The sequence below is a fragment of the Pseudomonas sp. PDM25 genome (assembly GCF_019219045.1).
Classification (GTDB): Bacteria; Pseudomonadota; Gammaproteobacteria; order Pseudomonadales; family Pseudomonadaceae; genus Aquipseudomonas.
Genome location: NZ_JAHUWL010000017.1, coordinates 67035 through 92269, shown reverse-complemented (window position 1 = coordinate 92269; position 25235 = coordinate 67035). Strand labels below are relative to the sequence as shown.

The window sequence follows — 25235 nt, the reverse complement described above, 5'->3', positions numbered from 1 at the left end:
GAGAGACGTTATTATGTTACCCGTTCTCGCCTCTTCGAGTGGTCATCGTGTCCCGACTTTTTTCTATCTTTGTCGCATTTGTCGCAAGTTTTCTGCTGATCGGTTCAGCTCACGCCGAAGTCAAAGTTCTCACCAGTATCAAGCCTCTACAGCTGATCGCGGCGGCGGTGCAGGATGGCGTGGCGATTCCGGAAGTCTTGCTGCCGCCCGGCGCCTCGCCTCATAACTATGCCTTGCGCCCATCCGACGTACGGAAGGTGCAATCGATCGATCTGGTTTACTGGATCGGTCCGAGCATGGAAGGTTTCCTGCCCCGCGTGCTGAATGGTCGTACGCTGCCCAGTGTCGCCGTGCAGGATTTACCGGGGCTGAAACTGCGACACTTCGCCGAAGATAGCCACTCCCACGCCGAAGAAGCCGACGAACATGATCACGATCACCGCCCAGGTAGTCTGGACGCGCACTTGTGGCTTTCGCCGGTCAACGCCCGCGTCATCGCCACAAAAATGGCGGCTGACTTGAGTGCAGCCGATCCGGCCAATGCCGCGCGTTATCAGAGCAACCTCAAGGCGTTCGATGAGCGTCTGGATGCACTGGATCTTCGCTTGAAGGCGCGCCTGGCCGGTATCGCGGGCAAACCGTACTTCGTGTTCCACGAGGCCTTCGACTACTTTGAAGACGCCTACGGCCTCAAGCACGCCGGCGTATTCAGCGTGGCCGCCGAGGTCCAGCCCGGCGCCCAGCACGTCGCGGCAATGCGCACCCGCTTGCAGGAAGTCGGCAAAACCTGCGTGTTCAGCGAACCGCCTCTGCGTCCGCGCCTGGCGGAAACCCTGGTGGCGGGTCTGCCGGTGAAGCTGGCGGAACTGGACGCGCTGGGCGGGTACACGCCGGCGACCGCTCAGGGGTATGAGCAGGTGCTGGAGAAGTTGGGGAATGATTTGGCGGGGTGTCTGGAGTCGTTGTAACCCGAACATTTGTGGCGCCCCCATTCGCGAGCAAGCCCGCTCCCACATGGACCGCATAAATCCTGTGGGAGCGGGCTTGCTCGCGAAGCTTTTAGAGGGCGAACGGCAGCGGCGTGCTGACCTTCTGCCGCTGCGCCAGACGCTGCTGAAACTCCATCGGATCGTGAATCAGCACGTCCTGCCCGGCAAACGACTCGGCGGCGATCAACCGCGACAACCAGAACCGCACACACGCCACCCGCAACATGGTCGGCCACAACTCCGCCTCGGCCGCCGTGAACGCTCGCAACGCTGCATAAGCACCGAGCAACGCCCTCGCCCGTGGCCCGTCGATCAACCCGCTCTCGTCCGAACACCAGTCGTTCAAGGCGATCGCCACGTCGTAGAGCATCGGCCCCGAACACGCGTTATAGAAGTCGATCAACCCGGTCAGGTGAGTGCCTTCGAACATCGCGTTATCGCGGAACAGGTCGGCGTGGATATTGGCTCGCGGCAGCGCCAGAATTTTTGTCTTCTGCTGTGTGATTTCGTCCAGCGCCCGCTGCAGCAGATCGCTTTGCTCGGCATTGAGGTGCGACAGCAACTGCGTGCCCTCTTCCAGCATCCAATCCAGACCGCGATCGGTCTTGCGCTTGATCATGTTGGCCTGGGTCGCAAGGTGCAGATGGCCGAGCAACTCGCCCACCTGAGCGCAATGCTGCGCATTGGCTTCCTTGATGTGCTTGCCGGCCAGACGTGGCTGCAACAGCGCAGGTTTGCCGGCCAGTTCGCGCAAGGCGACGCCATCGGTGGTGCGCAAGGCATAAGGCACTGGCAGGTCAGCATCATGCAGCACGTCGAGCAGTTCGATGAAGAACGGCATCTCCTGAACCGGACCACGCTCAACCAGGGTCAGGACAAATTCGCCCTGCTCCAGGCTGATGAAGAAATTGGTGTTTTCGCTACCGGCGGCAATCCCCTGGAAATCAAGCAGGCGGCCGAGCCCGTAAGGGGCGAGAAAGGTTTCCAGCTCGGGCCGAGCCAGCGGGGTGAACACAGACATGTTTGAACTGCCAGTACGGGCGCCGCTGCTTGAGCCAGCGCCGATTGAAATTAAGAAACTACTTCCACTCAAAGATCTTCCACGACGGAATCAGCATATCCGGCTGATCCGAACGGATGTAGTTTGCATCGGTCCCGTCCGCGCGCACCAGAAAATACGGCGGTCCAACCTTGGGCGTGACCTTGATCGCGTACAGGAAACCGTTTTGGCGGTACTCCTGGATGGTTTTATCCCCTTCCGTGCGGATAGTGACTTGCGGCTCAGATGTCGGAGCATCATCCGCCGCCATGACGGCCAGTGGAACGGATGCAAACAACCCAGCCAGCAACAGGCGATTTAGTGTGCGCATGATAACCTTGTCCCTTTGTCGTCAACGGTCCCGCTATTCTAGCGCCGGACCCGCCGAAAAGGTTGATCCTGCTCATGAGCCAAGCCCCCCTCGTCCTGGTGGACGGTTCTTCTTACCTGTACCGCGCCTTTCACGCCCTCCCACCACTGACCACGTCCAAAGGCCTGCCGACCGGTGCGGTCAAGGGCGTATTGAACATGCTCAAGAGTCTGCGCAAGCAGTACCCGGAAAGTCCGTTCGCCGTGGTGTTCGATGCCAAGGGCGGGACATTCCGCGACGAAATGTTCGCCGAGTACAAGGCCAACCGCCCGAGCATGCCCGACGACATGCGTGTTCAGATCGAGCCGCTGCACCAGAGCGTGATAGCCCTGGGCTTCCCGCTCCTGTGCGTCGAAGGCGTCGAAGCCGATGACGTGATCGGCACCCTGGCCCGCAGCAGTGCGGCAGCCGACCGCCCCGTGGTGATCTCCACCGGCGACAAGGACATGGCGCAGCTGGTCGACGGCCACATTACCTTGGTCAATACCATGACCGGTAGCGCGCTGGACGTGGAGGGCGTGAAGGAGAAATTCGGCGTCGCTCCCGAGCAGATCATCGATTACCTGGCACTCATGGGCGATTCTTCCGACAACATTCCGGGCGTTCCGGGCATTGGCCCGAAGACCGCTTCCGGCCTGTTGGTCGGCGTGAACGGCGGCCTGACCGAGCTCTATGCGCAGCTCGACATCGTCCCGACCCTGCCGATTCGTGGTGCCAAAACCCTGCCGGCCAAGCTCGAAGAACACAAGGAGATGGCGTTTCTCTCCTATCAATTGGCAACCATCAAGATCGACGTACCGCTGGATATCGGCCTCGACGACCTGCAAATGGGCAAGCCGGATCACGACAAACTCGCCGAGCTCTATACCCTGCTGGAGTTCAAGAGCTGGTTCGAAGAGAACCAGCGCGACGCCAAGCGTTCCGGCCAGGAAGTCGTCGCTCCGGTGGCTGAAGAAGCGGCCGTCGATACCGAACTCAAATACACAACGATCCTCACCCAGGCTGATTTCGACCTGTGGCTGAAGAAGCTCAACGACGCCACGCTGATTGCCTTCGATACCGAAACCACCGGCATCGATGCGCAGCAGGCGCAACTGGTGGGCCTGTCTTTCGCTGTACTAGCCAACGAAGCGGCCTACATCCCGCTGACCCATTCCTACATGGGCGTGCCGGACCAGCTCGATCGCGACACCGTGCTTCGCGCACTGAAGCCGATCCTGGAAGACCCGAGCAAACTCAAGGTCGGTCAGCACGCCAAGTTCGACATGAACATTTTGGCCAACTGTGCCATCGGTGGCGATCAGAGCTGCGGCATCACCGTGCAAGGCGTCGCTTTCGACACGATGCTCGAATCCTACGTGCTGGACTCCACCGCGACCCGTCACGACATGGACAGCCTGGCGCTCAAGTACCTGAATCACACCACTACCAGTTTTCAGGACATCGCTGGCAAAGGCGCCAAACAGCTGACATTTGACCAAATCTCCCTGGAACTGGCCGGGCCTTACGCCGCCGAAGACGCCGACGTAACGCTGCGCCTGCATCAAACCCTGCAGGAAAAACTCAACGCCATCCCGAGCCTGAGCAAGGTCCTGAGCGAAATCGAAATGCCGCTGGTGCCGGTGCTGGCACGGATCGAACGCCAAGGCGCGCTGGTCGATGCCAACCTGCTAGGCATTCAGAGCGTTGAGCTGGGCGAGAAAATGGTCGCCCTCGAGCGTGAGGCGTTCGCCATTGCCGGGGAAGAATTCAACCTTGGCTCGCCGAAGCAATTGGGCGTGATCCTGTACGAAAAGCTCGGCCTGCCAATCCTCAGCAAAACCGCCAAGGGCCAGGCGTCCACTGCCGAAGCCGTGCTGGCGGAACTGGCCGAACAGGATTTCCCGTTGCCCAAAGTGCTGATGCAGTACCGCTCGATGAGCAAGCTGAAAAGCACCTACACCGATCGCCTGCCAGAGCAGATCAACCCGCGCACCGGGCGGATTCATACCTCTTACCATCAGGCCGTCGCGGCAACCGGGCGCTTGTCGTCCAGTGATCCGAACCTGCAGAACATTCCAATCCGCACCGCTGAAGGGCGTCGGATTCGTCAGGCGTTCGTCGCACCCAAAGGCTACAAGCTGCTGGCAGCGGACTATTCGCAAATCGAACTGCGAATCATGGCTCACCTGGCCAAGGACGAAGGTTTGTTGCACGCGTTCCGCAACGATCTGGACGTGCACAAAGCCACCGCAGCGGAAGTCTTCGGGGTTGAACTGGCAGACGTCACCACCGACCAACGGCGCAGCGCCAAGGCGATCAACTTCGGTTTGATCTACGGTATGAGCGCGTTTGGCCTGGCCAAGCAGATTGGTGTTGATCGCAAGCAATCCCAGGCCTACATCGACCGTTACTTCGCCCGCTACCCAGGCGTACTCGAGTACATGGAGCGCACCCGTGCCCAGGCTGCCGAACAAGGTTTCGTCGAAACCATCTTCGGTCGTCGCTTGTACCTGCCGGAAATCAACGCGAAAAACCCGGCCCTGCGCAAAGGTGCCGAACGCACAGCGATCAACGCCCCAATGCAAGGCACTGCGGCGGACATCATCAAGAAAGCCATGATTGCCGTGGATAGCTGGCTGACAGCATCAGGCCTCGACGCCAAAGTCATCCTGCAGGTGCACGATGAATTGGTTCTGGAAGTGCGTGAGGATTTGGTCGATCAGGTCCGCGATGAAATTCGCGTGCACATGAGCGACGCAGCGAAGCTTGATGTGCCGCTATTGGTAGAGGTTGGTGTAGGCAATAACTGGGATGAGGCTCACTGAACCGTCTGAAAAGGTGTTTTCTGCTGCGGCATAGTGCCGCGGCAGAAAGATCGAAGGGCGCTTAGTTTGGAAAATTCGATGGCCTATTCCAAAGGCTTTTTAAAAAATTCTGAACTAATTTCCTGAATCGCCACTCAGAGTTACTGAATGGGTGGTGAAGCCCTTCGATGCTCCTAATGTTGTGTTAAGTGTTGGCAGATATCTGGACCCCGCCCTAGCGGTCCGGAACTTGAACCCCGGAACTTCCCCCTCCCCATAAGAAGTCCGGGGTTTTTTTTGCCCGCGGTTTTGTAAACGAGCTTACTCCGCGAGCTCGGCGCCCTTGTCCGCCAGTTCCATCCAACCCGCCAGTACAGTGTAGGCGTCTTCCAGGCCCATGCGTTTTGGCGCCGAGAACAGCTGGATGCTGATCGCATCTCCCCAACCCTTGCGGATGTCTGCCTGAACCTTGAGCAGGACGTTTTTCGCCGCGCCGTAGGTCAGCTTGTCGGCTTTGGTCAGCAAAATGTGCATCGGCATGCCGCTGGCGACAGCCCAGTCAAGCATCAGCAGGTCGAAGTCGGTCATTGGATGACGGATGTCCATCATCAAAATCAGCCCCTTCAAACTCTCACGACCACCCAGATAAGCTTCCAGGTGACGCTGCCAGTGCAGCTTCAACGGGATAGGCACTTTCGCGTAACCGTACCCCGGCAGGTCGACCAGACGACGATCATCGTCTAGCTTGAAGAAGTTCAAGAGCTGCGTGCGACCCGGAGTTTTCGAGGTCCGCGCGAGGCTAGCGTGCGTCAGGGTGTTCAGCGCACTGGACTTGCCGGCGTTGGAACGCCCGGCGAAGGCCACTTCAAAGCCTTCGTCGTCGGGACATTGATCGACTTTGGCAGCGCTGAGCATGAAGGTGGACTGTTGGCACAGGCCGAGGATGGGGTTCTTGAGTTGCATGGGATTTCCGATGTGGGCGGCGCCGGGAATGGACGCGGCGAGCAGTGTCGTTTCCGTTTCAGTGACGCCAGTATATAATGCCGCAGATTTTGTGTGCGCTTTGTCCCAGCGTAGGATGAAGTTCACGAGAGCGATTGACCTTGATTGCGCACTAGAACGCAGAACGCTCTCAACCCTGAAAAGGTCGTTTTATGACGAAATGGCTGCTAGCTGCCGGTGTCTTGATGCCGCTTTATAGCGCTCAGGCTACACAGGATCCGGAAGCTGTGTACAACCGTGTTTGTGGTGCCTGTCATTCCGGCCAACTACCCATGGCGCCCAAAAAGGGCGATCAGGAAGCTTGGACGCCGAGGTTGGCGAAAGGTATGGAGACGCTGGTGCAACACGTGACCCAGGGTTTCAAGGCGATGCCGCCGCGTGGTTTGTGCATGGACTGCAGTGCCGAGGATTACCAAGCAATCATCCAGTGGATGAGCGAGTGATCCCGGTCCATAACTCTTTAACCCTTAGCCGTAGTTGGATTAGCTGATGAACAAATTGATCGTGAGTCTGCTGTTGACCGTGGGGATCTCCGGCATTGCCCATGCTGCAGGTGATGCGACTGCTGGTCAGGCGAAAGCCGCAGTATGTGGCGCCTGTCATGGCCCGGATGGCAACAGTATGGCGCCTAACTTTCCGAAACTGGCAGGCCAGGGCGAGCGTTATCTGAACAAGCAGCTACACGACATCAAGTCCGGCAAACGCACGGTACTGGAAATGACCGGCCTGCTGACCAACCTGAGCGATCAGGACCTGGCCGATATCGCCGCCTACTTCGCCAGCCAGAAAGGCAGCGTCGGTGCCGCCGACCCGAAAGTCGTTTCTCGCGGTGAAGCACTGTTCCGCGGCGGCGACCTGGCCAAGGGCCTGCCAGCCTGCACCGGCTGCCACTCGCCCAATGGCGCAGGCAACGCAGCTGCCGGCTTCCCGCACCTGGGCGGCCAACACGCTCAATACATCGCCAAGCAACTGACTGACTTCCGCAAGGAAGAGGCCGGCCGCACCAACGATGGCGATACCAAGCCGATGCAGAGCATTTCCAAAAAGCTGAGCGACGAAGATATCGCAGCGGTGTCCAGCTACATTCAAGGTCTGCACTAAGACCGGCGAATCGGGCGTTGCGCGAGGAGTACACCTCCTGCAACGTTAACGCTCGATTAATCTGTCGATGCAAGCATAAAAAGGGTGGCTTTGGCCGCCCTTTTTTGTGGCCGCTGCCGTTACACTACAGAACTCAAGCCCGCCAGTACCTGTCTGAAAACAGGTCGCGCGAGGCGACCAAAATTGTCCAGGAGTAAAGCATGCGTAATCTGATCATCAGCGCCGCACTCGTCGCTGCCAGCCTGTTCGGCATGACCGCCCAAGCTGCTGAAGCACCCGCAGCGCCTTATGTCGAACTGACCAATCCCGTCCCGGTGGCCGTGCCTGGCAAGATCGAAGTGGTGGAGCTGTTCTGGTACGGCTGCCCGCACTGCTACGCTTTCGAACCCGTGATCAATCCATGGGTTGAGAAACTGCCTTCCGACGTGAACTTCGTCCGCATTCCGGCCATGTTCGGCGGCCCGTGGAACGCACACGGCCAGATGTTCCTGACCCTTGAAGCCATGGGCGTCGAAAACAAGGTTCACGCTGCGGTGTTCAACGCCATTCAGAAAGAACACAAGAAGCTGGTCGACAAGAATGAAATGGCCGATTTCCTGGCCACTCAGGGCGTAGACAAGGACAAGTTCCTGGCCACCTTCGACTCCTTTGCCATCAAGGGCCAGATCGTCAAGGCCACTGAACTGGCCAAAAAGTACGAAATCTCCGGAGTTCCGACCATGATCGTCAACGGCAAGTATCGCTTCGACGTGGGCTCCGCCGGCGGCGCCGAGCAAGCATTGCAACTGGCCGACAAGCTGATCGAAAAAGAGCGAGCGGCTAACAAGGCTGCTGCCAACTAAGCGCAGCGACTGCCATGCGCCGCTGGGGCACTGAACGCGTCGTTGGCCTGCATGCTCCGCGGGTCAACGAACATCATCTGGAATCGACTGGCCTGCCCACAGACAGTCGTCTGCGTCTGCTCAGTTTCAATATCCAGGTCGGCATCAGTACCGAGCGCTATCACCACTACCTGACCCGGGGCTGGCAACATCTGTTGCCGCACACCGGGCGTGCCGACAATCTGCAAAAGATCGGCAATCTGCTGGGCGACTTCGATCTGGTCGCCTTGCAGGAAGCCGATGGCGGCAGCCTGCGATCAGGCTACGTCAATCAGGTCGAACACCTGGCCCAGCTCGGTGCATTCCCCTACTGGTATCAACAACTCAATCGCAATCTCGGACGCCTCGGCCAGCACAGCAATGGTGTGCTCAGCCGCCTGCGCCCGTGGGCGATTGAAGATCATCCACTACCGGGGCCCAAGGGTCGCGGGGCGATTCTGGTACGCTTTGGCGAAGGGCCTGAGGCGCTGGTGGTGGTCATGATGCACCTGGCGCTGGGCGCTCGCGCTCGCAGCATGCAACTGGCTTACATCCGCGAGTTGATCGGCGGCTATAAGCACCAGGTGCTGATGGGCGACATGAATACCCATGCCAGTGACTTGCTGCAAAATTCCCCGCTGCGTGACCTCGGCCTGCTTGCGCCGCAACTGGAAGCCACGTTCCCCAGCTGGCGCCCGCAGCGCTGTCTGGACCATATTCTGCTGAGCCCCACCCTGACCCTTGAAAAGGTCGAGGTGCTGGCACAACCCATTTCCGATCACCTGCCGGTCGCGGTAGAGATTCGTCTGCCGGGTTCGCTCACGGCCGATGCATTGCCCGCGTTGAGTCCTGCCCCTCGCGGATCCCATGAATGAGCGACGAAGCACAGCGCTGGAAAGAGAAATACCTCAAAAGCATCGAACAACAGGAAAAACTCGAACGTCGATGGGACGCCCGACTCGACCTGCTGCGTCGTGGCCTGGTACGTAGCACGCTGGCAGCCGAGGGCACCGACCGCGTCGTTGACCAATGCATGAAGGAAATGCGTGAAGTCGTGCGCACCGACGACATGGACGCCGGCCTGGCCGCCCTGCTTCCGCGGCTGGAAAAAGCCGTACTCGACTCCGAACAACGTCGGGAAACCCGGGTTAATCAGACCAGCGCTGCATTGACCGCGCTGGTCTCGCAGCTGCAAACATTACCGCTGCCCCGCGAGGTAAGCCGGCCGCTGAAAAACTTCGCCAAGCAACTGGATGCAAGGGTCGGGCAGGCGCGCGAAATTCCGTTGCTGCTCAGCGAACTGAGCGGCCTGCAAGGCAAAGCCCTGAATCAGCTTGAAAACCCGGCAGAACCCGGCCGCCCTGGTTTGCTGCAGCGACTGTTCGGTAGCCGTGAAGCGGATGAAGCGGCATTACAGGTTGCCTCCGGCACCTTCCTGACGCCCGCCCCGCAGCTAGCCGAAGCGGTTGCTGTGCCTCATGCCGAGAAACCACAGGTCTCTGTCGGTCTCGCGCCAGAGCTCGATAAGCCACAAGTGGCGGTCGCACAATTAGCCGCGTCCGCTACTGCATCCGAGCCACTGACAATCGAGGCGCCGCTCGCAGCAGCGCCCTCTCCTGCAGTTGTAACGTTTGTCCCGCCGGTACTCGAGCCCGAGCGAGCACACGCCCAGACTTCAGAGGCGCAACCGCAACCAGACATAGAACATCCAGAAGCACCCGCTCCATCAATCATCGAGCCAGAAATACACGCTCAACCGGCAATCAATCCCGACGAACTGACCCCGGCAGCCTATCTCGACAGCCTGCCGTTGCCCCCGGCCATGGCCGAGGCGTTGGCCGCCGTAGACACTGATCAATCCGAGCCGGATGTTCTCTACGCCCTGCCGGACTCACCCGAGCCGTCCTACAGCTCAGTGGCCAAGCATATCGAAGACACGCTACTGGGCCTGCTCGACGACCTGACGCTGCCCGAGCGTCATCGTCCGCAAGCCGAAGCGATGCGTGATCGCCTGCAAAACGGGTTGAATTGGTACGAACTGCTGCCAATCCTCGACGATCTGGCAACCTTGATGCTGGCAATCACCGACAGTGGCCAGCATGAATTCGAAGCCTACTTGCAACAGCTGAACGAACGCCTCGAGTCGTTCCAAAGCAACTTGCAAGCCGCCAGCGAAGGCCATGCCGACAACCGTTCCGCCGCACGCGAGATGGACACGCAGATCCGCGAGCAGGTCGACGGCTTGCAGAGCAGCATGCAGGAAGCCGCCGACCTGGACGATCTCAAGCACGTCCTGGAAAACCATCTGGAAGGCCTGCTCGGCACCATGGACCAGCATCAGAAGCAGCGTGACGAGCGCGAGCAGGAAGTCGCCGCCCGCCTTCACAGTCTGGCCGAACGCGTTGCGCACATGGAGCAGGAAGCCCTGGGCTACCGCGAGCATCTTGAAGAGCAGCGCCAGAAAGCCTTGATCGACCCGCTGACCGGCCTGCCTAACCGGGCAGCCTGGAGCGAACGGCTGGATCACGAAATCAGCCAATGGCAGCAACACGGCAACACCCTGTTGCTGGCCATGCTCGACCTCGACCATTTCAAACGCATTAACGATAACTATGGTCACCTGGCGGGCGACAAAGTACTGAAAATCATCGCCAACGTACTACGCAAGCGCCTGCGCGGGACGGATTTCATTGCCCGGTTCGGCGGTGAGGAGTTTGTCCTGTTGATGCCAGACACAGTGCCAACGGCTGGTGCGAAACTCCTGGAAAAGCTCCGCGCCTCGATCGAAGCCTGTCCTTTCCACTTCAAGGGTGAGCCGGTCACCATCACCATTTCCATGGGCCTGACTGCATTCAAACCCGGCGAACATAGCGATCTGGTGCTGAAAAGAGCCGATCAGGCGCTATATCGTGCGAAACATGCCGGCCGTAATCAAGTGGCACTGGGCTGACGGTTAATTGTTCCATTTTGTTTAAAACTTCGCGTTGGCCGTCTACGCGCAAGGCAGTACGTTACACTGTTGCATTACTGTCTTGCGTGTATTGCCTTCTGCCATGAAATATCCAGCTCTCATCGTGTCGCTGATTCTGTTGGCCGGTTGTGCCAGCGGCCCCCGCTTCGACACAAGTCACCCTTCAGCCAATTACGACAGCCGCATTCAGTTCGTGGTGGTGCATTACACCTCCGCGTCACTGGAGCGCTCGCTGCAACTGCTGACCCACGGCGAAGTCAGCAGCCACTATCTGATTGGCGACGACAAGGGCGCCACCATCTACAAGCTGATGGATGAAAACCTCCGAGCCTGGCACGCCGGGGAAAGCGAATGGCAAGGCCGGACCTGGTTGAACTCCAGCTCCATTGGCATCGAAATCGTCAATCCGGGTTTTAAAGACACCCCTGCCGGGCGCCTCTGGTACCCCTACAGCGAAGACCAGGTCCAGTCCCTGATCGCCCTGCTCAAGGACATCAGCAAGCGTTACGCCATCAATCCCCACAGCATCATCGGCCATAGCGATATCGCCCCGCTACGTAAGCTTGATCCTGGGCCGCTGTTCCCATGGAAGCGTCTGGCTGCCGAAGGCCTGGGAGTCTGGCCGAATGAGCAGGTCGTAACGCGCCAGCAAGCACAGTTCGAAGTCCAAGTGCCCACCATCAGCTGGTTTCAGGCACAGCTGGCCCGCGCGGGTTATCCCACGCCGCAAACCGGCGAACTGGATGTTGCAACACGTCATGTGATTGCGGCCTTCCAGATGCATTTCCGCCCATCACGTTTCGATGGCACACCGGATGCGCAAACCGCGGCGCTTCTACAAGTCTTGAACCAGACAAAAAAATGACGCCCGCCCGACGGCCAGGGCTTTTTTTCAAATCAGCAGCTATAACTCATTGGTAATACTTCGGATATTCCCTATGACTGCTGCTCGAGAGACACTACGTAGTTGGTTCTTTCGCCCTTGGTTTTTGGCGATGCTGGCTGCTGCCTTGAGCGCGACACTCCTGATGGCCGGCAGCCTGTTCGTGGCCATGCATCAAGTCGAGCAAAGCGAAAGCGAAGAGATGAATGCCCAGGGCGAGCGCTTCCTTGCTCGTCTGGAGCAGCTGTTCGGGCAGTTGCGTGAAAGCCTCGACGACCTGGAAGCCCAGCCGTTACGCGGCTGCGATGACGAAATGATCGCGACCTTGCAACAGGTCAGCTTCAATTACCGCTTCGTTTACGAAGCCGCTTATATGGACGCCTCGCGGATCTGTTCCAACCGCCCCCGCCAGGAAGGGCTGTCGATGATAAGACCGCCAGACATCAAGGGGCCGACCTACAGTTACTGGCTGAACACCACCACCGAACCCGATGAAAACCGCGCCGCGCTGATGCTCGGACGCGGCAATTTTCGTGTCGCGACGTCTCGCGGGCACTTGACCGACATGGTCGACCTGCCACCGGGCAGCAGCCTGCTGGTGGTGCTCGACCACGGTACGCGCGCGATTCCGGTGCTGGGTGTCTCGCAGGCCTGGCCCCCCACCGAACCCTGGCCCCCGAGAAGCCTCGACGCGCTACAAGTGACGCATTCCCGCCTGATTTACCGCATGCCCACCAACAATCCAGAATACCAATTGGTGCTGATCAGCCCGCGCACCGGCATGCATGTGCCCGCCGTCTGGTGGTGGTTGCTGCCGGCCAGCCTGGCACTCGCCTTATGCGTGGGTTTTCTGGTACTTCTGCTGGTGCGCCAGCGACAGTCGCTGGACGCCGAACTGAGTGGCGCCATACGACGAGGCGAATTGCAGGTGCTGTATCAACCGATCTTCGACCTCGACAGCCGCAACTGTGTCGGGGCAGAAGCCTTGCTGCGCTGGCGAAGACCGGACGGTACCCTGACCAGCCCCGACCTGTTTATTCCGATGGCGGAGAACACCGGCCAGATCCGTCAGATGACCGACTTCGTCCTGCAACGCCTGCTTGAGCAGCTGGGTCATTTGTTGCGGGCCAATCCGCAACTGTACATCTCGGTCAACCTGGCGGCCTGCGACGTCATGGTGCCGCGTATCGGTCAGGTAATGGCGCGCCTGCTGACCTTGCACCGCGTCGCGGCAACGCAAATTGCCTTTGAGGTTACCGAGCGGGGATTGATCGATGTCGTGGTCGCCCGGGAAAACCTGCAAGCCTTGCGGGATGTCGGGCATCAAGTGTTGATTGATGACTTTGGCACCGGCTATTGCAGCCTCGCCTATCTGCAAACCCTGCCAGTCGATTGCCTGAAAATCGACAAGGCGTTTATCGATGCGCTGGGTCATGACGCTGCGAGTAGCGGTGTCGCCCCGCACATCATTCACATGGCCCAGGCCCTGCAACTCAAGGTGATCGCCGAGGGCATCGAACTTGAATCCCAGGCAGCGCTTCTGAGCAGCGAAGGCGTGAAGTTCGGTCAGGGTTGGCTGTTCGCCCATGCGTTGAGTGCAGTGCAGTTCATTGAGCTGATTACCCGTGGCCGCCGAATGGCCGGCCGACGTCTTGATGACGATGCCTGAAGCGGCTGCGGCTTAAACCGACAACGCCATATAGAACTGAGTACCCTGCCCCGGTCGCGAATAAACACCCATCCGTCCGCCGTGCAACTGCACGATTTCCTTGCACAGTGCCAGACCGAGGCCGGCACCGCCCTTCTTGCGACCCACCTGTACAAAGGGTTCGAAAATCCGCCCCTGCTGACCATAGGCAATGCCTTCGCCGTTGTCTTCGACGCTGATAATCACCCGCTCCCCATGGCGTCGAGCCTGCAAACGTATTTGCCCGCCGGCAGCGGTGTGGCGCAACGCGTTGTCGATCAGGTTATCGAGCACCCGGTCCAGCTGCGGCTGATCGGCCTGCAATCGCGGCAATGGCCCTTGCACTTCCACGAGCAGGTCGATGCCCTGCTCTTCTGCCGGGCCGGCAAAACGCGCCCGGGCCTGGTCCAGCAAATCCTCGATGGAGCACGGCGCCAACGTGAGTTTTTGCAATCCGTTCTGGTAGCGAGAGAAGTTCAGCAGGTCGTTGATCAACTGCATCAAGCGCTGCATCTCTTCATTCACGGTGTCCAGCAGATCAGCTTCACGCGAGTCCTTGGCAAAGTGCGCGCGCTCGCGAAACAGGCCGAACGCCATGTGCATCCCGGTCACCGGCGTTCGCAATTCATGGGAGGCGCGCAGCACGAACTCGCTGCGCACCCGCTCAAACGCCCGCTGTTCGGTGACGTCATGCAGCACCATCACGGCGCCCAGAATATGCCCCTGCGTATGGCTGACCGGCGTCAGACTGAAGGTCAGCAACCGCGACTCACCGTCGACCTCGATACTCAGGTCCTCAGGCGCCCGCTCCAGGGTGCCGCCGCGCAGCACCAGTTGCAGCTGATCATCGAGTTCGGGGCGCTCAAGCGCCGTACCCAGACCTTGACCGAGACGTTCACTGTCCCAACCCAACTGACGCTGCGCAACCGGGTTGAGGTGTTCCAAACGGCCATCGCGGTCGATCATCAGCAACCCATCGTCGATGCTGTCGAGCACGGCCTGCAACCGCTGCTGGCCTGCGAGCAGTTCATCGACATTGGTGGCCTGATGCTCACGCAGGGCCTCGGCCATGATCCCGAAGCGCTTGGTCAGCAGGTTCATTTCCACGGCCGAGGAAATCGGTAGCGTCACTTCGAAATTGCCTTGGCCGATGTTGTCCGCCGCTTGGGCCAGAGCCTCGATCGGCGCACCAAAACGTTGAGCGATAGCGTGGGCGGTGACGAAGCCGATGATCAGCACCGCCAGCCCCACCAGCCCGAGCAGGCCGGCAATCAGCAGCGCCCTCTCCCGAGCCTGCTGTTCGGTGGCATTGATGTTGTCCAGCGCTCGCTGTTGCTCGACGAGCAAACCATTGCGCAGCGCATTGAATTTTTCGGTGAGTTCTTTGTTGCCACTCAACACCTGCGTCGAGTCACGTGACAGGTCGTACACCTGCAGAAAGCTCAGGTAGTCAGTCTTGGCTTGTTCAAAACCGAATTGGCGCTCATCACCACCCTGGACATGGACAATGCCGTCGTCAAGCAACTGGAAATAATGCTGCTTGGACGCCTCGAACGCTGCAGGATCCGGCTTCTCGCTGAGCATGATCATCAGCTGATCGCCCAAGGTCTGACGCAATTTCAGCCCCACGTCGAGCGTGACGAAATTACTGCGAATCAGCTCTTCCTGAGAACTCGCCATCTGCATCACGCTGACCAGCCCGAGCAACAGCCCAAGCAGCGCCACAGTGATCAGTGCGGAAATACTCAGAAACAGCCGCGTGCGCAACTTCATCGCCAGTCTCATCGGAGACAGCTCACAAGTTGTACTGCTTGCGTTTTCGGTACAACGTCGAGGCATCGATACCCAGGGTCTTGGCGGCCTGGTCCAGGGTATCTGCCGTGGCGAGGACCGCTCCGATGTGGGCTTTTTCCAATTCATCCAGGCTCAGCGCCGCGCCGATGCGAGGCGCGTTGGTGACCGGGGTTTCAGCCATGCCCAAGTGACTGATCTCGACCCGTTCCTGTGGACAAATGATGCTTGCCCGCTCCACAACGTTGCGCAGTTCGCGAATGTTCCCCGGCCAGCGATAGCCGAGCAGCGCTTCACGGGCTTCGTCGCTGAAGCCTCGAGCCGGACGCGCGTATTCCTTGACGAAACGGGCCAGAAAGCGATCGGCCAGGGTCAGAATATCCTCCCTGCGCTCGCGCAGTGGCGGCAGGTGCAAGGTGATGACGTTCAGGCGGTAGAGCAAATCTTCACGGAAACGGCCGTCGCGGACCATGTCTTCAAGGTTCTGGTTTGTGGCCGCGAGGATGCGCACATCGGCGCGGCGGGTGACCGGGTCACCCACCCGTTCGTATTCTTTATCCTGGATGAAACGCAGCAGTTTAGGCTGCAAAACCAACGGAAAATCGCCGATCTCGTCAAGAAACAGCGTCCCACCGTCAGCCTGATTGACTCGGCCCAGAGTACTTTCGCTGGCCCCGGTGAACGCGCCACGGCTGTGGCCGAAGAGCTCGCTTTCCATGAGTTCGGCGGTCAGGGACGGGCAGTTGATCGTGATGCAGGATTTCTTCGAGCGCTTGCTCCAGCCGTGAATGGCCTGGGACAGCTCGCCTTTACCGGTGCCGGACTCGCCGAGAATCAAAATATTGGCATCGGTGCTGGCCACCTGGCGGGCGGTTTCGAGCACGACTTTCATCGCCGGGCTGTGAGAGTCCAGGCCATCCTTGGGTTTGCGCACTTCGCCTTCAAGGGCTTCCAGACGTGCCGACAGTTGCCGCACTTCCAGCTGCTTGGCGGTGGCCAGGCGCAATTGGTCGGGACTGCAAGGCTTGACCAGATAGTCGGCGGCCCCGGCCTGAATGGCATCGACCGCCGTGTCCACGGCCGAGTGAGCGGTGACGATCACCACCCTCATCCAGGGCGCCTGAATGCGCATTTGGGCCAACACATCAAGGCCGTTGTCTTCCCCCAGACGCAGATCGAGGAAACACAGGTCGAACACTTGACGCTGAAGCAGTGCATCAGCCTGAGCGGCGCTGTTGGCGGTAGCGACGCTGTAGCCTTCATCTTCGAGGCAATAACGGAAAGTACGCAGGATGGCTGACTCATCGTCCACCAGCAGAATGCGGCCTTGATGCTCAGAGGCTGACTCCATTTTCCTACGCTCCTTAATGAATGATCTTGGTTAGTCCCAGAATAATCGGGCAAGTTGCATGGTTGATTCTGGTCGATTTCAGCCACAGCAGCGTAGCTCTCCCCTCACCCTACGGCTAATCGCCTGATTTTGTTGTTTTTTTATCAGATAGCCGGTTCGCAGGCGATTGGCTGTGTCCCCTTGTGACATCCACACCCTCTTTGCAATTCAAAAATATTGAAAGTTCCCACGCGTCCATCGTGCATTACGCACGACTTCAAAAGGACCATCGTGCAGGATGCGTCCGATCCGGTTTCCACATCATCTTTAACTAATTGATTTTATTGAATTTTATTATCAACAAAAGCTGGCATGCAGACTGCAACAGTGTGATTAACCGGGGCATTCAAAAAGTCGCCCCCTAACAAGATCACCACAGAGTGGGAGGAGCTTCAGGATGAGTCGCCAACGTGCCGCCCAGTTGCGTATCTCGCCACTGCATATCCAGCAAGGTCTGTTTGCTGTTATGGCGCTATTGATCACCTTGATCGCCGGCCAGCAGTTTCAGCGTTGGGAGCAGAACCAGCAGCAAGAAGCGCCACGCCTGTCGATTCAGCACCCGACCCAAACTCATTTCAGTGCGGCCAGCAGCAACCAGGCTGACAGCCCCCCAATGCGAATGATGGACGTCGACCAGGCTCAGCCTGCGGATGAGATGCCTCACCAGGAACGTTGGGTGTTCTAAACACATGAACTTGGCGCGTTCGATGCGCCGGGAAAAGCACCACAAGCAACATCTCTAAATAGAAGCGTAAGGAGAATCACCATGTTGAGCTGGGCAATCACATTCTTGATTATTGCCATCATCGCTGCGGTACTGGGCTTCGGTGGTATCGCGGGCACCGCCACGGGTATCGCCAAGATTCTCTTTGTCGTGTTCCTGGTGATGTTCATTGCTTCCTTCTTCTTTGGCCGTCGCGGTCGAGGGTGAATATGAGCGTTTTGTGAAAGACACTGGCAGCCGCCCTGTTTCCGGGCGGCAGTGCCATGGCAACAGCGACATGCCGGCTAGCGCTTTCTTGGAAAGCCGGACCAGGGCATGCAGGACTTGTTGATGGAACAACTGAAGAAAGATCCACACGGGTACTGAATTCGTAACATGAAAGAAGCAGCATGGCTTCTTTCCACTGCGCTACCCGAGGACGGTAGACGCATGATCAAGGGGCTGGGACGTTCTGCCTGTTTCAGGGGCGGAGTGACCTACGGGTACAGGGAGTACCTGCGCAAGGGCCGGATCAGGCAGAAGCTGCGACGCAAGTTCGTCGGTCACTCATGGATCGACGGACTTGCGAAGAGCTCGTCAGCGCAAAGTATTGTCCTAGAGCGTTCTGCTCGCCTCCTCCGCGCCATCTCCGCTAATCCTTCGCAAAACCATTTCGCGGTGTTTCTTTGGTGACCGTATATCGAGAAAACCGCGACTCAACGACCGAGAATTTTCGCGATTAAACGTAGGCTTTTTCCCAAGTTTTAGCCCTCATCCCGTTGTTCAAAAAACAACCAACCTCCTCTGCGATGGCCGGTTCACGGCACTTATGCCTGCCGAAATGTCGTATTCGAACCGGTTGGGACGCGAGTTTCAGTAAAAAAAGCTCATGCCGATTCGGCATAGGGTAGGCGTTTACGGCATTAGACGTCGCTTCCTTGCATCTGAATAGTTGCGCCTTTTTTCGCCTGCCAGAGAGCCGATAACAAGCGCTCCGGGGCACCTTATACGGGGGCAGATGCACAAGACTTTTTCGCCACAAGCGTTCCAGTTCTTGCATCTGCCTGAGTCAAACGCAAGTAAGGGTAAAGATATGAAGAAGGCAAAGCTTAGCCTCGCCTGGCAGATCCTCATCGGTCTGGTATTGGGGATTGCAATCGGTGCGCTGCTCAACCATTTCAGTGCCGAAAAAGCCTGGTGGGTCAGCAACGTCCTGCAACCAGCAGGCGATATCTTTATCCGTCTGATCAAGATGATTGTGATCCCGATCGTGATCTCTTCGCTGATCGTCGGAATTGCAGGCGTCGGCGACGCGAAAAAGCTCGGGCGTATCGGCCTCAAGACCATCCTCTACTTCGAGATCGTCACCACCATCGCCATCGTGGTCGGTCTGGTGTTGGCCAACGTGTTCCATCCGGGCACCGGCATCGACATGAGCACCCTGGGTACCGTGGATATTTCCAAGTACCAGGCCACGGCCGCCGAGGTTCAGCATGAACATGCGTTCATCCAGACCATCCTCAACCTGATCCCGTCGAACATCTTCGCGGCCATGGCCCGCGGCGAGATGCTGCCGATCATCTTCTTCTCCGTATTGTTCGGTCTCGGTCTGTCGAGCCTGCAATCGGACCTGCGCGAGCCGCTGGTGAAGATGTTCCAGGGCGTGTCGGAAAGCATGTTCAAAGTCACTCACATGATCATGAACTACGCCCCGATCGGCGTTTTCGCACTGATCGCGGTGACGGTGGCCAACTTCGGCTTCGCCTCCCTGCTGCCGCTGGCCAAACTGGTGATCCTGGTTTACGTCGCCATCGCCTTCTTCGCCTTCGTGGTATTGGGCCTGATCGCTCGCCTGTTCGGCTTCTCGGTGATCAAGCTGATGCGCATCTTCAAGGATGAGCTGGTGCTGGCCTACTCCACCGCCAGTTCCGAAACCGTGCTGCCGCGCGTGATCGAGAAAATGGAAGCCTACGGCGCGCCGAAAGCCATTTGCAGCTTCGTGGTACCGACCGGCTACTCGTTCAACCTCGACGGTTCGACCCTGTACCAGAGCATTGCGGCCATCTTCATTGCCCAGCTCTACGGCATCGACCTGTCGATCAGCCAGCAATTGCTGCTGGTACTGACCCTGATGGTCACCTCCAAAGGCATCGCCGGCGTTCCGGGTGTGTCCTTTGTGGTGCTGCTGGCCACCCTGGGCAGCGTGGGTATTCCGCTCGAAGGCCTGGCGTTCATCGCCGGTGTCGACCGCATCATGGACATGGCCCGTACCGCGCTGAACGTGATCGGCAATGCCTTGGCCGTGCTGGTCATCTCCCGCTGGGAAGGCATGTACGACGACGCCAAGGGCCAGCGCTACTGGAACTCCCTGCCGCACTGGCGCAGCAAGGAAAAATTGCCGGTGGGTGGAGTTTCCAGCAACTAACGCATAACCCCTGTGGGAGCGGGCTTGCTCGCGAAAGCGGTGTGTCAGTCAACTGATTGGGCGACTGATACTCCCCATTCGTCGGAACGCCGCCCGGAGACAAGCCCGCTCCCACAGTGGATTGAGGCCAGCCCATAGCATGGGGCTCAACAAGGCCCGATGCAGAGCCAAAACAAACCCCGGAGAAATCCGGGGTTTGTCGTTTCTGGCTACCCCGCTATCATTCGCCGCATTCTTCGGGGGATTTGACTGATGCTTAATGGCCTGTGGCTTGGCTTCTTCATCGTGGCTGCCGTTTCGGCACTGGCGCAATGGCTGATCGGCGGAAACGCCGGGATCTTCGCGGCAATGGTGGAAAGCATTTTCGCCATGGCCAAGTTGTCGGTCGAAGTCATGGTCCTGTTGTTCGGCACCCTGACGCTCTGGCTGGGCTTTCTGCGGATTGCCGAGAAGGCCGGCATCGTCGAGTGGCTGGCCAAAGCGCTGGGCCCGTTGTTCCTGCGGCTGATGCCGGAAGTACCGGCCGGGCACCCAGCCATCGGCCTGATCACGCTGAACTTCGCCGCCAACGGTCTGGGCCTGGACAACGCCGCCACGCCAATCGGCCTTAAAGCCATGAAGGCGCTGCAAGAGCTCAACCCCAGCGACACCATCGCCAGCAACGCGCAGATCCTGTTCCTGGTGCTCAACGCCTCTTCCCTGACCCTGCTGCCGGTGACGATCTTCATGTACCGGGCCCAGCAAGGTGCGCCCGATCCGACCCTGGTATTCCTGCCAATCCTGCTCGCCACCAGTTGCTCGACATTGGTCGGCCTGCTGTCGGTGGCGTTCATGCAGCGTCTGCGCCTGTGGGACCCGGTGGTGCTCGCGTACCTGATTCCCGGTGCCTTGGCCCTCGGTGCCTTCATGGCGCTGCTGGCGACGCTCTCAGCGACCGCTCTGGCCAGCCTGTCATCGATCCTCGGCAACGTGACGCTGTTCGGGCTGATCATGCTTTTTCTGGTGATCGGCGCGCTGCGCAAAGTGAAGGTCTACGAAGCGTTCATCGAAGGCGCCAAAGAAGGCTTCGACGTGGCCAAGAACCTGCTGCCGTATCTGGTGGCGATGCTGTGTGCCATCGGCGTGCTGCGGGCATCCGGAGCACTGGACTTTGGCCTGGACGGGATCCGGCATCTGGTGGCATGGGCCGGTTGGGACACGCGCTTCGTCGATGCGTTGCCGACCGCCATGGTCAAGCCGTTCTCCGGCAGTGCCGCCCGGGCGATGCTGATCGAAACCATGAAAACGTCTGGCGTGGACAGCTTCCCGGCGCTGGTGGCGGCGACGATTCAGGGCAGTACCGAAACGACGTTCTACGTATTGGCAGTGTACTTCGGCGCGGTGGGGATCCAGCGGGCGCGCCATGCGGTGGGTTGCGCGTTGCTGGCGGAGCTTGCTGGCGTTCTCGGCGCGATCGGCGTCTGTTACTGGTTCTTCGGCTAACCACAAAACCCTTGTGGGAGCGGGCTTTGTGGCGAGGGGACTTGTCCCCGTTGGGTCGCGAAGCGGCCCCAATTTCTGAATTCAAGTTGTATCTGATACACCGAGAACTCAGATTTTGGGACTGCTGCGCAGTCCAACGGGAACAAGTCCCCTCGCCACAAAGGCTCGCTCCCACATTGATGTGTGAAGGTATTCAAGGCCTCAGCGGCGGCGCAACTTTCTGCCCTTGCTCAACCGCCCAGCTCACCACCTGCGCCGTCAACTGGTCACTGGCCTGGCCAAACCCGGCCACCACCGCCGGTACCTTCGCATCGCTCAACGGCTGGCGTACTTCAAAGCGTCGGCTGGCGAGGATTCGCTGGTCGTAACCGCGCACCAGCAACGCATCCAGACGCACGATGACGCTTGCGTTCGTTCCTTGGTATTCAGTCTGGAATGCCTGCAGGTTACCGCCCAGTTCAAGATCCGCCTGGAAGTTGCTGTCGTCGGTGCTCAGCAATGTCACCCGACCATCACGCTGAAAACCATCCAACAGACGATTGCGCAACAACACCGGTGCCGGGTCGCTCCAGCGCGAAGCCTTGTAGCTGCTGATCAGATCACCCTGAGGAATCACGGCGATCTTCGGGCTGTTCAAGGCTTCGCTGGTCTGCGGCTTGGTCAGGCGCAGCGACCAGCGCTGCGGCGTCCCGTGACTGGCCGATGCGCTGCTCTGGGCCGAAGGCAACCGATAGACGTCGGACGGCTCGGACTTGGGCAGGATCGAGCAGGCGCTGAGCACAATGAAGCTGGCGAGGAGGGCGAGGTGAGTCAGCTTCATGGCGTGAACTCCTTGTCCTTGTCATTGCCCAGCAGATAACCGGTGGGGTTGGCTTCCAGACGCTGGGAAATAGCCCGTAACGACGTCAGGGTGTCACGCAGTTCACGCACCGCCGGGGCCAGGCCATTGAGGCCTTGCATGCCGCTGTTGAGCGAATCCTGATTGGTCGTGAGCAGCTCGTTGATGGTCGCGCTGCTCTGCTCCAGAGACTTCATCGCCTGCTCGGCACTGCCGAACATCTGCTTGCCTTGATCGTTGAGCATGCCATTGGCGTTGCGCATCAGCGCCGACGTCTGTTCCAGCATGGCGCCGGCCTGTTTGCCGACCGAGGCCAGTTGCTGCATCGCCTGGCGAATATCGCCGCGCTGGTCGGCGATGGTGCCGGTGGTTTGTTCCAGATGTTCAAGGGTCTGGCTGATGCGATCGACATTCTGCGAAGAAAACATCTTATTGGCGTTGAGCATCAGCATGTTCACGCCCGCCACCAGGTCGCCGCTGTCGTTCAGCAAACGGGCGATGGGCGAGGGCGATGCAATGATCGTCGGCAAATGACCGTCCTTGCCCTTGAGCGTCGGACTCTGCGGCGTACCACCGCTGAGCTGGATGATCGAGGTCCCGGTGATCCCGGTCAGCGCCAATATGGCCCGGGTATCTTCCTTGATCGGTGTATCGCCGCCCAGGCGGATCCGCGCCAGCACTCGGCGCGGGTCTTTCGGGTCCAGACGCAGGGTCACCACGTCGCCGACCTTGATCCCGCTGTACTGCACGGAGCTGCCCTTGGACAGGCCGCTGACGGCCTCGTTGAAGACGACTTCGTAATCCTTGAACTCGGTGTCGACGCTGGACTTGGCCAGCCACAAGCCGAAGAGCAGGGCGCCTGCCACCACAATCACGGTGAACAGGCCGATCAATACATGATGGGCTCGGGTTTCCATGTCAGACCTCCTTAAGCTGTTGAGCGGCGGTCAACGCCGCGCGGCCGCGAGGGCCATGGAAATATTCGTGAATCCACGGATCGTCAGTTTCCGAAACCTTGTCGATGGCATCCGCCACCAGCACTTTCTTTTGCGCCAGCACCGCCACACGGTCGGTGATGGTGTAGAGCGTGTCGAGGTCATGGGTCACCAGAAAAACACTCAGGCCCAACGCATCGCGCAGGGTCAGGATCAATTGATCGAACGCGGCCGCGCCAATCGGATCGAGGCCGGCAGTGGGTTCGTCGAGAAACAGGATGTCCGGGTCCAGCGCCAGCGCCCGGGCCAGTGCCGCACGCTTGATCATGCCGCCGGACAGCGAAGCGGGGTACTTGTCGGCCGCCGACAGCGGCAGCCCGGCCAAGGCCATTTTCACTGCCGCCAGGTGCTCGGCATCCTCTCGGCTCAAACCGGCATGCTCGATCAGGGGCAGGGCGACGTTCTCGGTCACGGTCAGCGAAGAGAACAGGGCGCCTTTCTGGAACAACACGCCGAAGCGCCGTTCGACCATCGAGCGCTCGTGTTCAGACAGCGTCGGCAGGTTTTTGCCGAAGACCTTCACCACCCCTTCACTGGGCTGGCGCAAGCCGACGATGCTGCGCAACAGCACTGACTTGCCGCTGCCGGAACCGCCAACCACGGCAAGGATTTCACCCTTGTACAAATCCAGATCGAGGTTCTCATGCACGCTCTGGCGACCAAAGCGATTGCACAGATCGCGGACTTCGATCACCGCCTCGGATGGCGCTCGGGTTAGACGACTCACCAGCCCATCTCCATGAAAAACAGCGCAGCCACGGCGTCGAGCACGATCACCACGAAAATAGACTGGACCACGCTCGACGTGGTGTGAGCACCGACGGACTCGGCACTACCGCTGACTTTAAAGCCTTCGAGACAGCCGATGGCGCCGATCAGGAACGCGAAAATCGGCGCTTTGACGATCCCCACCAAAAAGTGCTGAACGCCGATATCGGTTTGCAGCAGCGATAGGAACATCGCTGGCGAGATATCCAGCGCCACCGCGCAAACCACACCGCCGCCGATAATCCCCGAAAGCATCGCCAGAAAGGTCAGCATCGGCAGCGCGACCAGCAGGGCCAACACGCGCGGCACCACCAGCAGCTCTATCGGGTCGAGGCCCAAGGTGCGGATGGCGTCGATTTCTTCGTTGGCTTTCATCGAACCGATCTGCGCGGTGAATGCACTGGCGGTGCGGCCGGCCATCAGGATCGCGGTCAGCAATACACCGAATTCGCGCAGGAAGGAGAACGCCACCAGGTCCACGGTGAAAATACTCGCGCCGAAACTCGCCAGCACCGTTGCCCCGAGAAACGCCACCACGGCGCCCACCAGAAAAGTCAGCAGGGCGACGATGGGGGCGGCGTCGAGGCCAGTCTGTTCGATGTGCGCGACCATCGGCGTGAGGCGCCAGCGCTTGGGGCGAAACAGCCCGCGAGCGATGGTTTCCAGAATCAGACCGACGAAACCCAGCAGTTCCAGGGTGTCCTGCCAGACCGCGTCCACCGCGCGGCCGATGCGGGTCAGCAGTTGAATGCCGACGCTGATTTCCGGTTCCTTGATCGGTACACAGAAGTCGGTCAGCGAGCAGTACACCGTCTGCAACAAGGCGCGATCAGCGGAAGAAAGGGTGCAATCGGGGTGTTCGGCAGATTTGCCCAGACGCTCAGCCCCCAGCAGCTCCACCAGCAATGACGCACCCGCCGTATCGAGTGCGCCGAGGCCATTGAGATCGATGTGGGTGTTGTTGTCGTATTGGCCACGGAGCTTTTCGCTCAGGCGGCTGAGATCGGCGTAATGGGCGAGCGTCCAGTCGCCCGTGACCCGCAACAGGGCAGGGCTTTGCGAGGTGTCCAGTAGGGCACTGCCGGGTATTGTGCTGCTAGTCATAAGCTCCGTGCTTGTTCGGTTATTACGCAGATCTGACTAATAGCACGAACC

General features: G+C 59.4%; 22 protein-coding genes and 1 pseudogene. 14 read left to right on the top strand and 9 right to left on the bottom strand.

Annotation, left to right across the window (positions count from 1 at the left end; translation table 11 throughout):
- Positions 1-47: 47 nt before the first annotated feature.
- Positions 48-968 (top strand): zinc ABC transporter substrate-binding protein, encoded by a 921-nt coding sequence (locus KW848_RS26015; RefSeq protein ID WP_192408693.1) that lies wholly within the window; start codon positions 48-50, stop codon positions 966-968.
- Positions 969-1059: 91 nt separating this feature from the next.
- Here the strand turns inward: KW848_RS26015 and KW848_RS26010 are convergent, their stop codons facing one another.
- Positions 1060-2010, bottom strand: coding sequence for a homoserine kinase (locus KW848_RS26010; protein ID WP_218538493.1), 951 nt, complete (start codon positions 2008-2010; stop codon positions 1060-1062).
- A 58-nt stretch (positions 2011-2068) separates the two neighbouring features.
- Positions 2069-2359, bottom strand: coding sequence for a DUF2782 domain-containing protein (locus KW848_RS26005; protein ID WP_111448133.1), 291 nt, complete (start codon positions 2357-2359; stop codon positions 2069-2071).
- Positions 2360-2433: 74 nt separating this feature from the next.
- Here KW848_RS26005 and polA point away from each other — a divergent pair, with 74 nt between their 5' ends.
- Complete coding sequence (gene polA / locus KW848_RS26000; RefSeq protein WP_192408697.1) at positions 2434-5205, top strand: DNA polymerase I; 2772 nt, start codon at positions 2434-2436, stop codon at positions 5203-5205.
- Positions 5206-5505: 300 nt separating this feature from the next.
- Here polA and yihA read toward each other — a convergent pair whose 3' ends face one another.
- The gene (gene yihA, locus KW848_RS25995) at positions 5506-6147 is read right to left on the bottom strand and encodes a ribosome biogenesis GTP-binding protein YihA/YsxC (RefSeq protein ID WP_046044882.1); all 642 of its coding nucleotides are present in this window, start codon (positions 6145-6147) and stop codon (positions 5506-5508) included.
- Between the two features lie 191 nt (positions 6148-6338).
- On the opposite strand from yihA, the gene KW848_RS25990 reads away from it, so the two are divergent.
- From KW848_RS25990 to KW848_RS25960, 7 genes are all read left to right on the top strand, one after another.
- On the top strand, positions 6339-6629 hold the full coding sequence (locus tag KW848_RS25990; protein WP_008156007.1) for a cytochrome c5 family protein: 291 nt from the start codon (positions 6339-6341) through the stop codon (positions 6627-6629).
- Between the two features lie 46 nt (positions 6630-6675).
- Complete coding sequence (locus tag KW848_RS25985; protein ID WP_008156009.1) at positions 6676-7287, top strand: cytochrome c4; 612 nt, start codon at positions 6676-6678, stop codon at positions 7285-7287.
- Between the two features lie 200 nt (positions 7288-7487).
- Positions 7488-8129 carry a thiol:disulfide interchange protein DsbA/DsbL gene (locus KW848_RS25980; protein ID WP_192408699.1) on the top strand — a complete coding sequence of 214 codons (642 nt, stop codon included), beginning with the start codon at positions 7488-7490 and terminating at the stop codon, positions 8127-8129.
- A 14-nt stretch (positions 8130-8143) separates the two neighbouring features.
- The gene (locus KW848_RS25975) at positions 8144-9022 is read left to right on the top strand and encodes an endonuclease/exonuclease/phosphatase family protein (RefSeq protein WP_111448137.1); all 879 of its coding nucleotides are present in this window, start codon (positions 8144-8146) and stop codon (positions 9020-9022) included.
- Positions 9019-11097, top strand: coding sequence for a GGDEF domain-containing protein (locus tag KW848_RS25970; protein ID WP_218538492.1), 2079 nt, complete (start codon positions 9019-9021; stop codon positions 11095-11097). The genes KW848_RS25975 and KW848_RS25970 overlap by 4 nt, the downstream gene beginning before the upstream one ends.
- 103 nt (positions 11098-11200) lie before the next feature.
- Positions 11201-11983: an N-acetylmuramoyl-L-alanine amidase gene (locus KW848_RS25965; protein ID WP_218538491.1), complete on the top strand. Its 783-nt coding sequence runs from the start codon at positions 11201-11203 to the stop codon at positions 11981-11983.
- Positions 11984-12056: 73 nt separating this feature from the next.
- Positions 12057-13670, top strand: coding sequence for an EAL domain-containing protein (locus KW848_RS25960; RefSeq protein WP_218538490.1), 1614 nt, complete (start codon positions 12057-12059; stop codon positions 13668-13670).
- Positions 13671-13682: 12 nt separating this feature from the next.
- Here the strand turns inward: KW848_RS25960 and KW848_RS25955 are convergent, their stop codons facing one another.
- On the bottom strand, positions 13683-15473 hold the full coding sequence (locus KW848_RS25955; RefSeq protein WP_218538489.1) for an ATP-binding protein: 1791 nt from the start codon (positions 15471-15473) through the stop codon (positions 13683-13685).
- 10 nt (positions 15474-15483) lie between these two features.
- Positions 15484-16830 (bottom strand): sigma-54-dependent response regulator transcription factor AlgB, encoded by a 1347-nt coding sequence (algB, locus tag KW848_RS25950; RefSeq protein ID WP_111448142.1) that lies wholly within the window; start codon positions 16828-16830, stop codon positions 15484-15486.
- A gap of 436 nt (positions 16831-17266) precedes the next feature.
- Between algB and KW848_RS25945 the strand changes: the two genes are divergently transcribed.
- From KW848_RS25945 to KW848_RS25925, 5 genes and pseudogenes are all read left to right on the top strand, one after another.
- On the top strand, positions 17267-17554 hold the full coding sequence (locus tag KW848_RS25945; RefSeq protein WP_192408709.1) for a hypothetical protein: 288 nt from the start codon (positions 17267-17269) through the stop codon (positions 17552-17554).
- Between the two features lie 81 nt (positions 17555-17635).
- The gene (locus tag KW848_RS25940) at positions 17636-17800 is read left to right on the top strand and encodes a DUF1328 domain-containing protein (protein ID WP_003177151.1); all 165 of its coding nucleotides are present in this window, start codon (positions 17636-17638) and stop codon (positions 17798-17800) included.
- Between the two features lie 81 nt (positions 17801-17881).
- Positions 17882-17959 (top strand): annotated as a pseudogene (locus KW848_RS25935) (Ivy family c-type lysozyme inhibitor); the annotation flags it as partial.
- 706 nt (positions 17960-18665) lie between these two features.
- The gene (gene gltP / locus KW848_RS25930; protein ID WP_218538488.1) at positions 18666-19997 is read left to right on the top strand and encodes a glutamate/aspartate:proton symporter GltP; all 1332 of its coding nucleotides are present in this window, start codon (positions 18666-18668) and stop codon (positions 19995-19997) included.
- Positions 19998-20249: 252 nt separating this feature from the next.
- The gene (locus KW848_RS25925; protein WP_192408711.1) at positions 20250-21479 is read left to right on the top strand and encodes a nucleoside recognition domain-containing protein; all 1230 of its coding nucleotides are present in this window, start codon (positions 20250-20252) and stop codon (positions 21477-21479) included.
- A gap of 193 nt (positions 21480-21672) precedes the next feature.
- Here the strand turns inward: KW848_RS25925 and KW848_RS25920 are convergent, their stop codons facing one another.
- The 4 genes from KW848_RS25920 to KW848_RS25905 are packed head-to-tail and all read right to left on the bottom strand — an operon-like array spanning position 21673 to position 25184.
- Positions 21673-22299 (bottom strand): ABC-type transport auxiliary lipoprotein family protein, encoded by a 627-nt coding sequence (locus KW848_RS25920; RefSeq protein WP_218538487.1) that lies wholly within the window; start codon positions 22297-22299, stop codon positions 21673-21675.
- Positions 22296-23234 carry an MlaD family protein gene (locus tag KW848_RS25915; RefSeq protein ID WP_218538486.1) on the bottom strand — a complete coding sequence of 313 codons (939 nt, stop codon included), beginning with the start codon at positions 23232-23234 and terminating at the stop codon, positions 22296-22298. Before KW848_RS25915 ends, KW848_RS25920 begins: the two co-directional genes overlap by 4 nt.
- Before the next feature lies 1 nt (position 23235).
- Complete coding sequence (locus KW848_RS25910; RefSeq protein WP_008155632.1) at positions 23236-24039, bottom strand: ABC transporter ATP-binding protein; 804 nt, start codon at positions 24037-24039, stop codon at positions 23236-23238.
- Positions 24036-25184 (bottom strand): ABC transporter permease, encoded by a 1149-nt coding sequence (locus KW848_RS25905; RefSeq protein ID WP_218538485.1) that lies wholly within the window; start codon positions 25182-25184, stop codon positions 24036-24038. The genes KW848_RS25910 and KW848_RS25905 overlap by 4 nt, the downstream gene beginning before the upstream one ends.
- Positions 25185-25235: the final 51 nt, after the last annotated feature.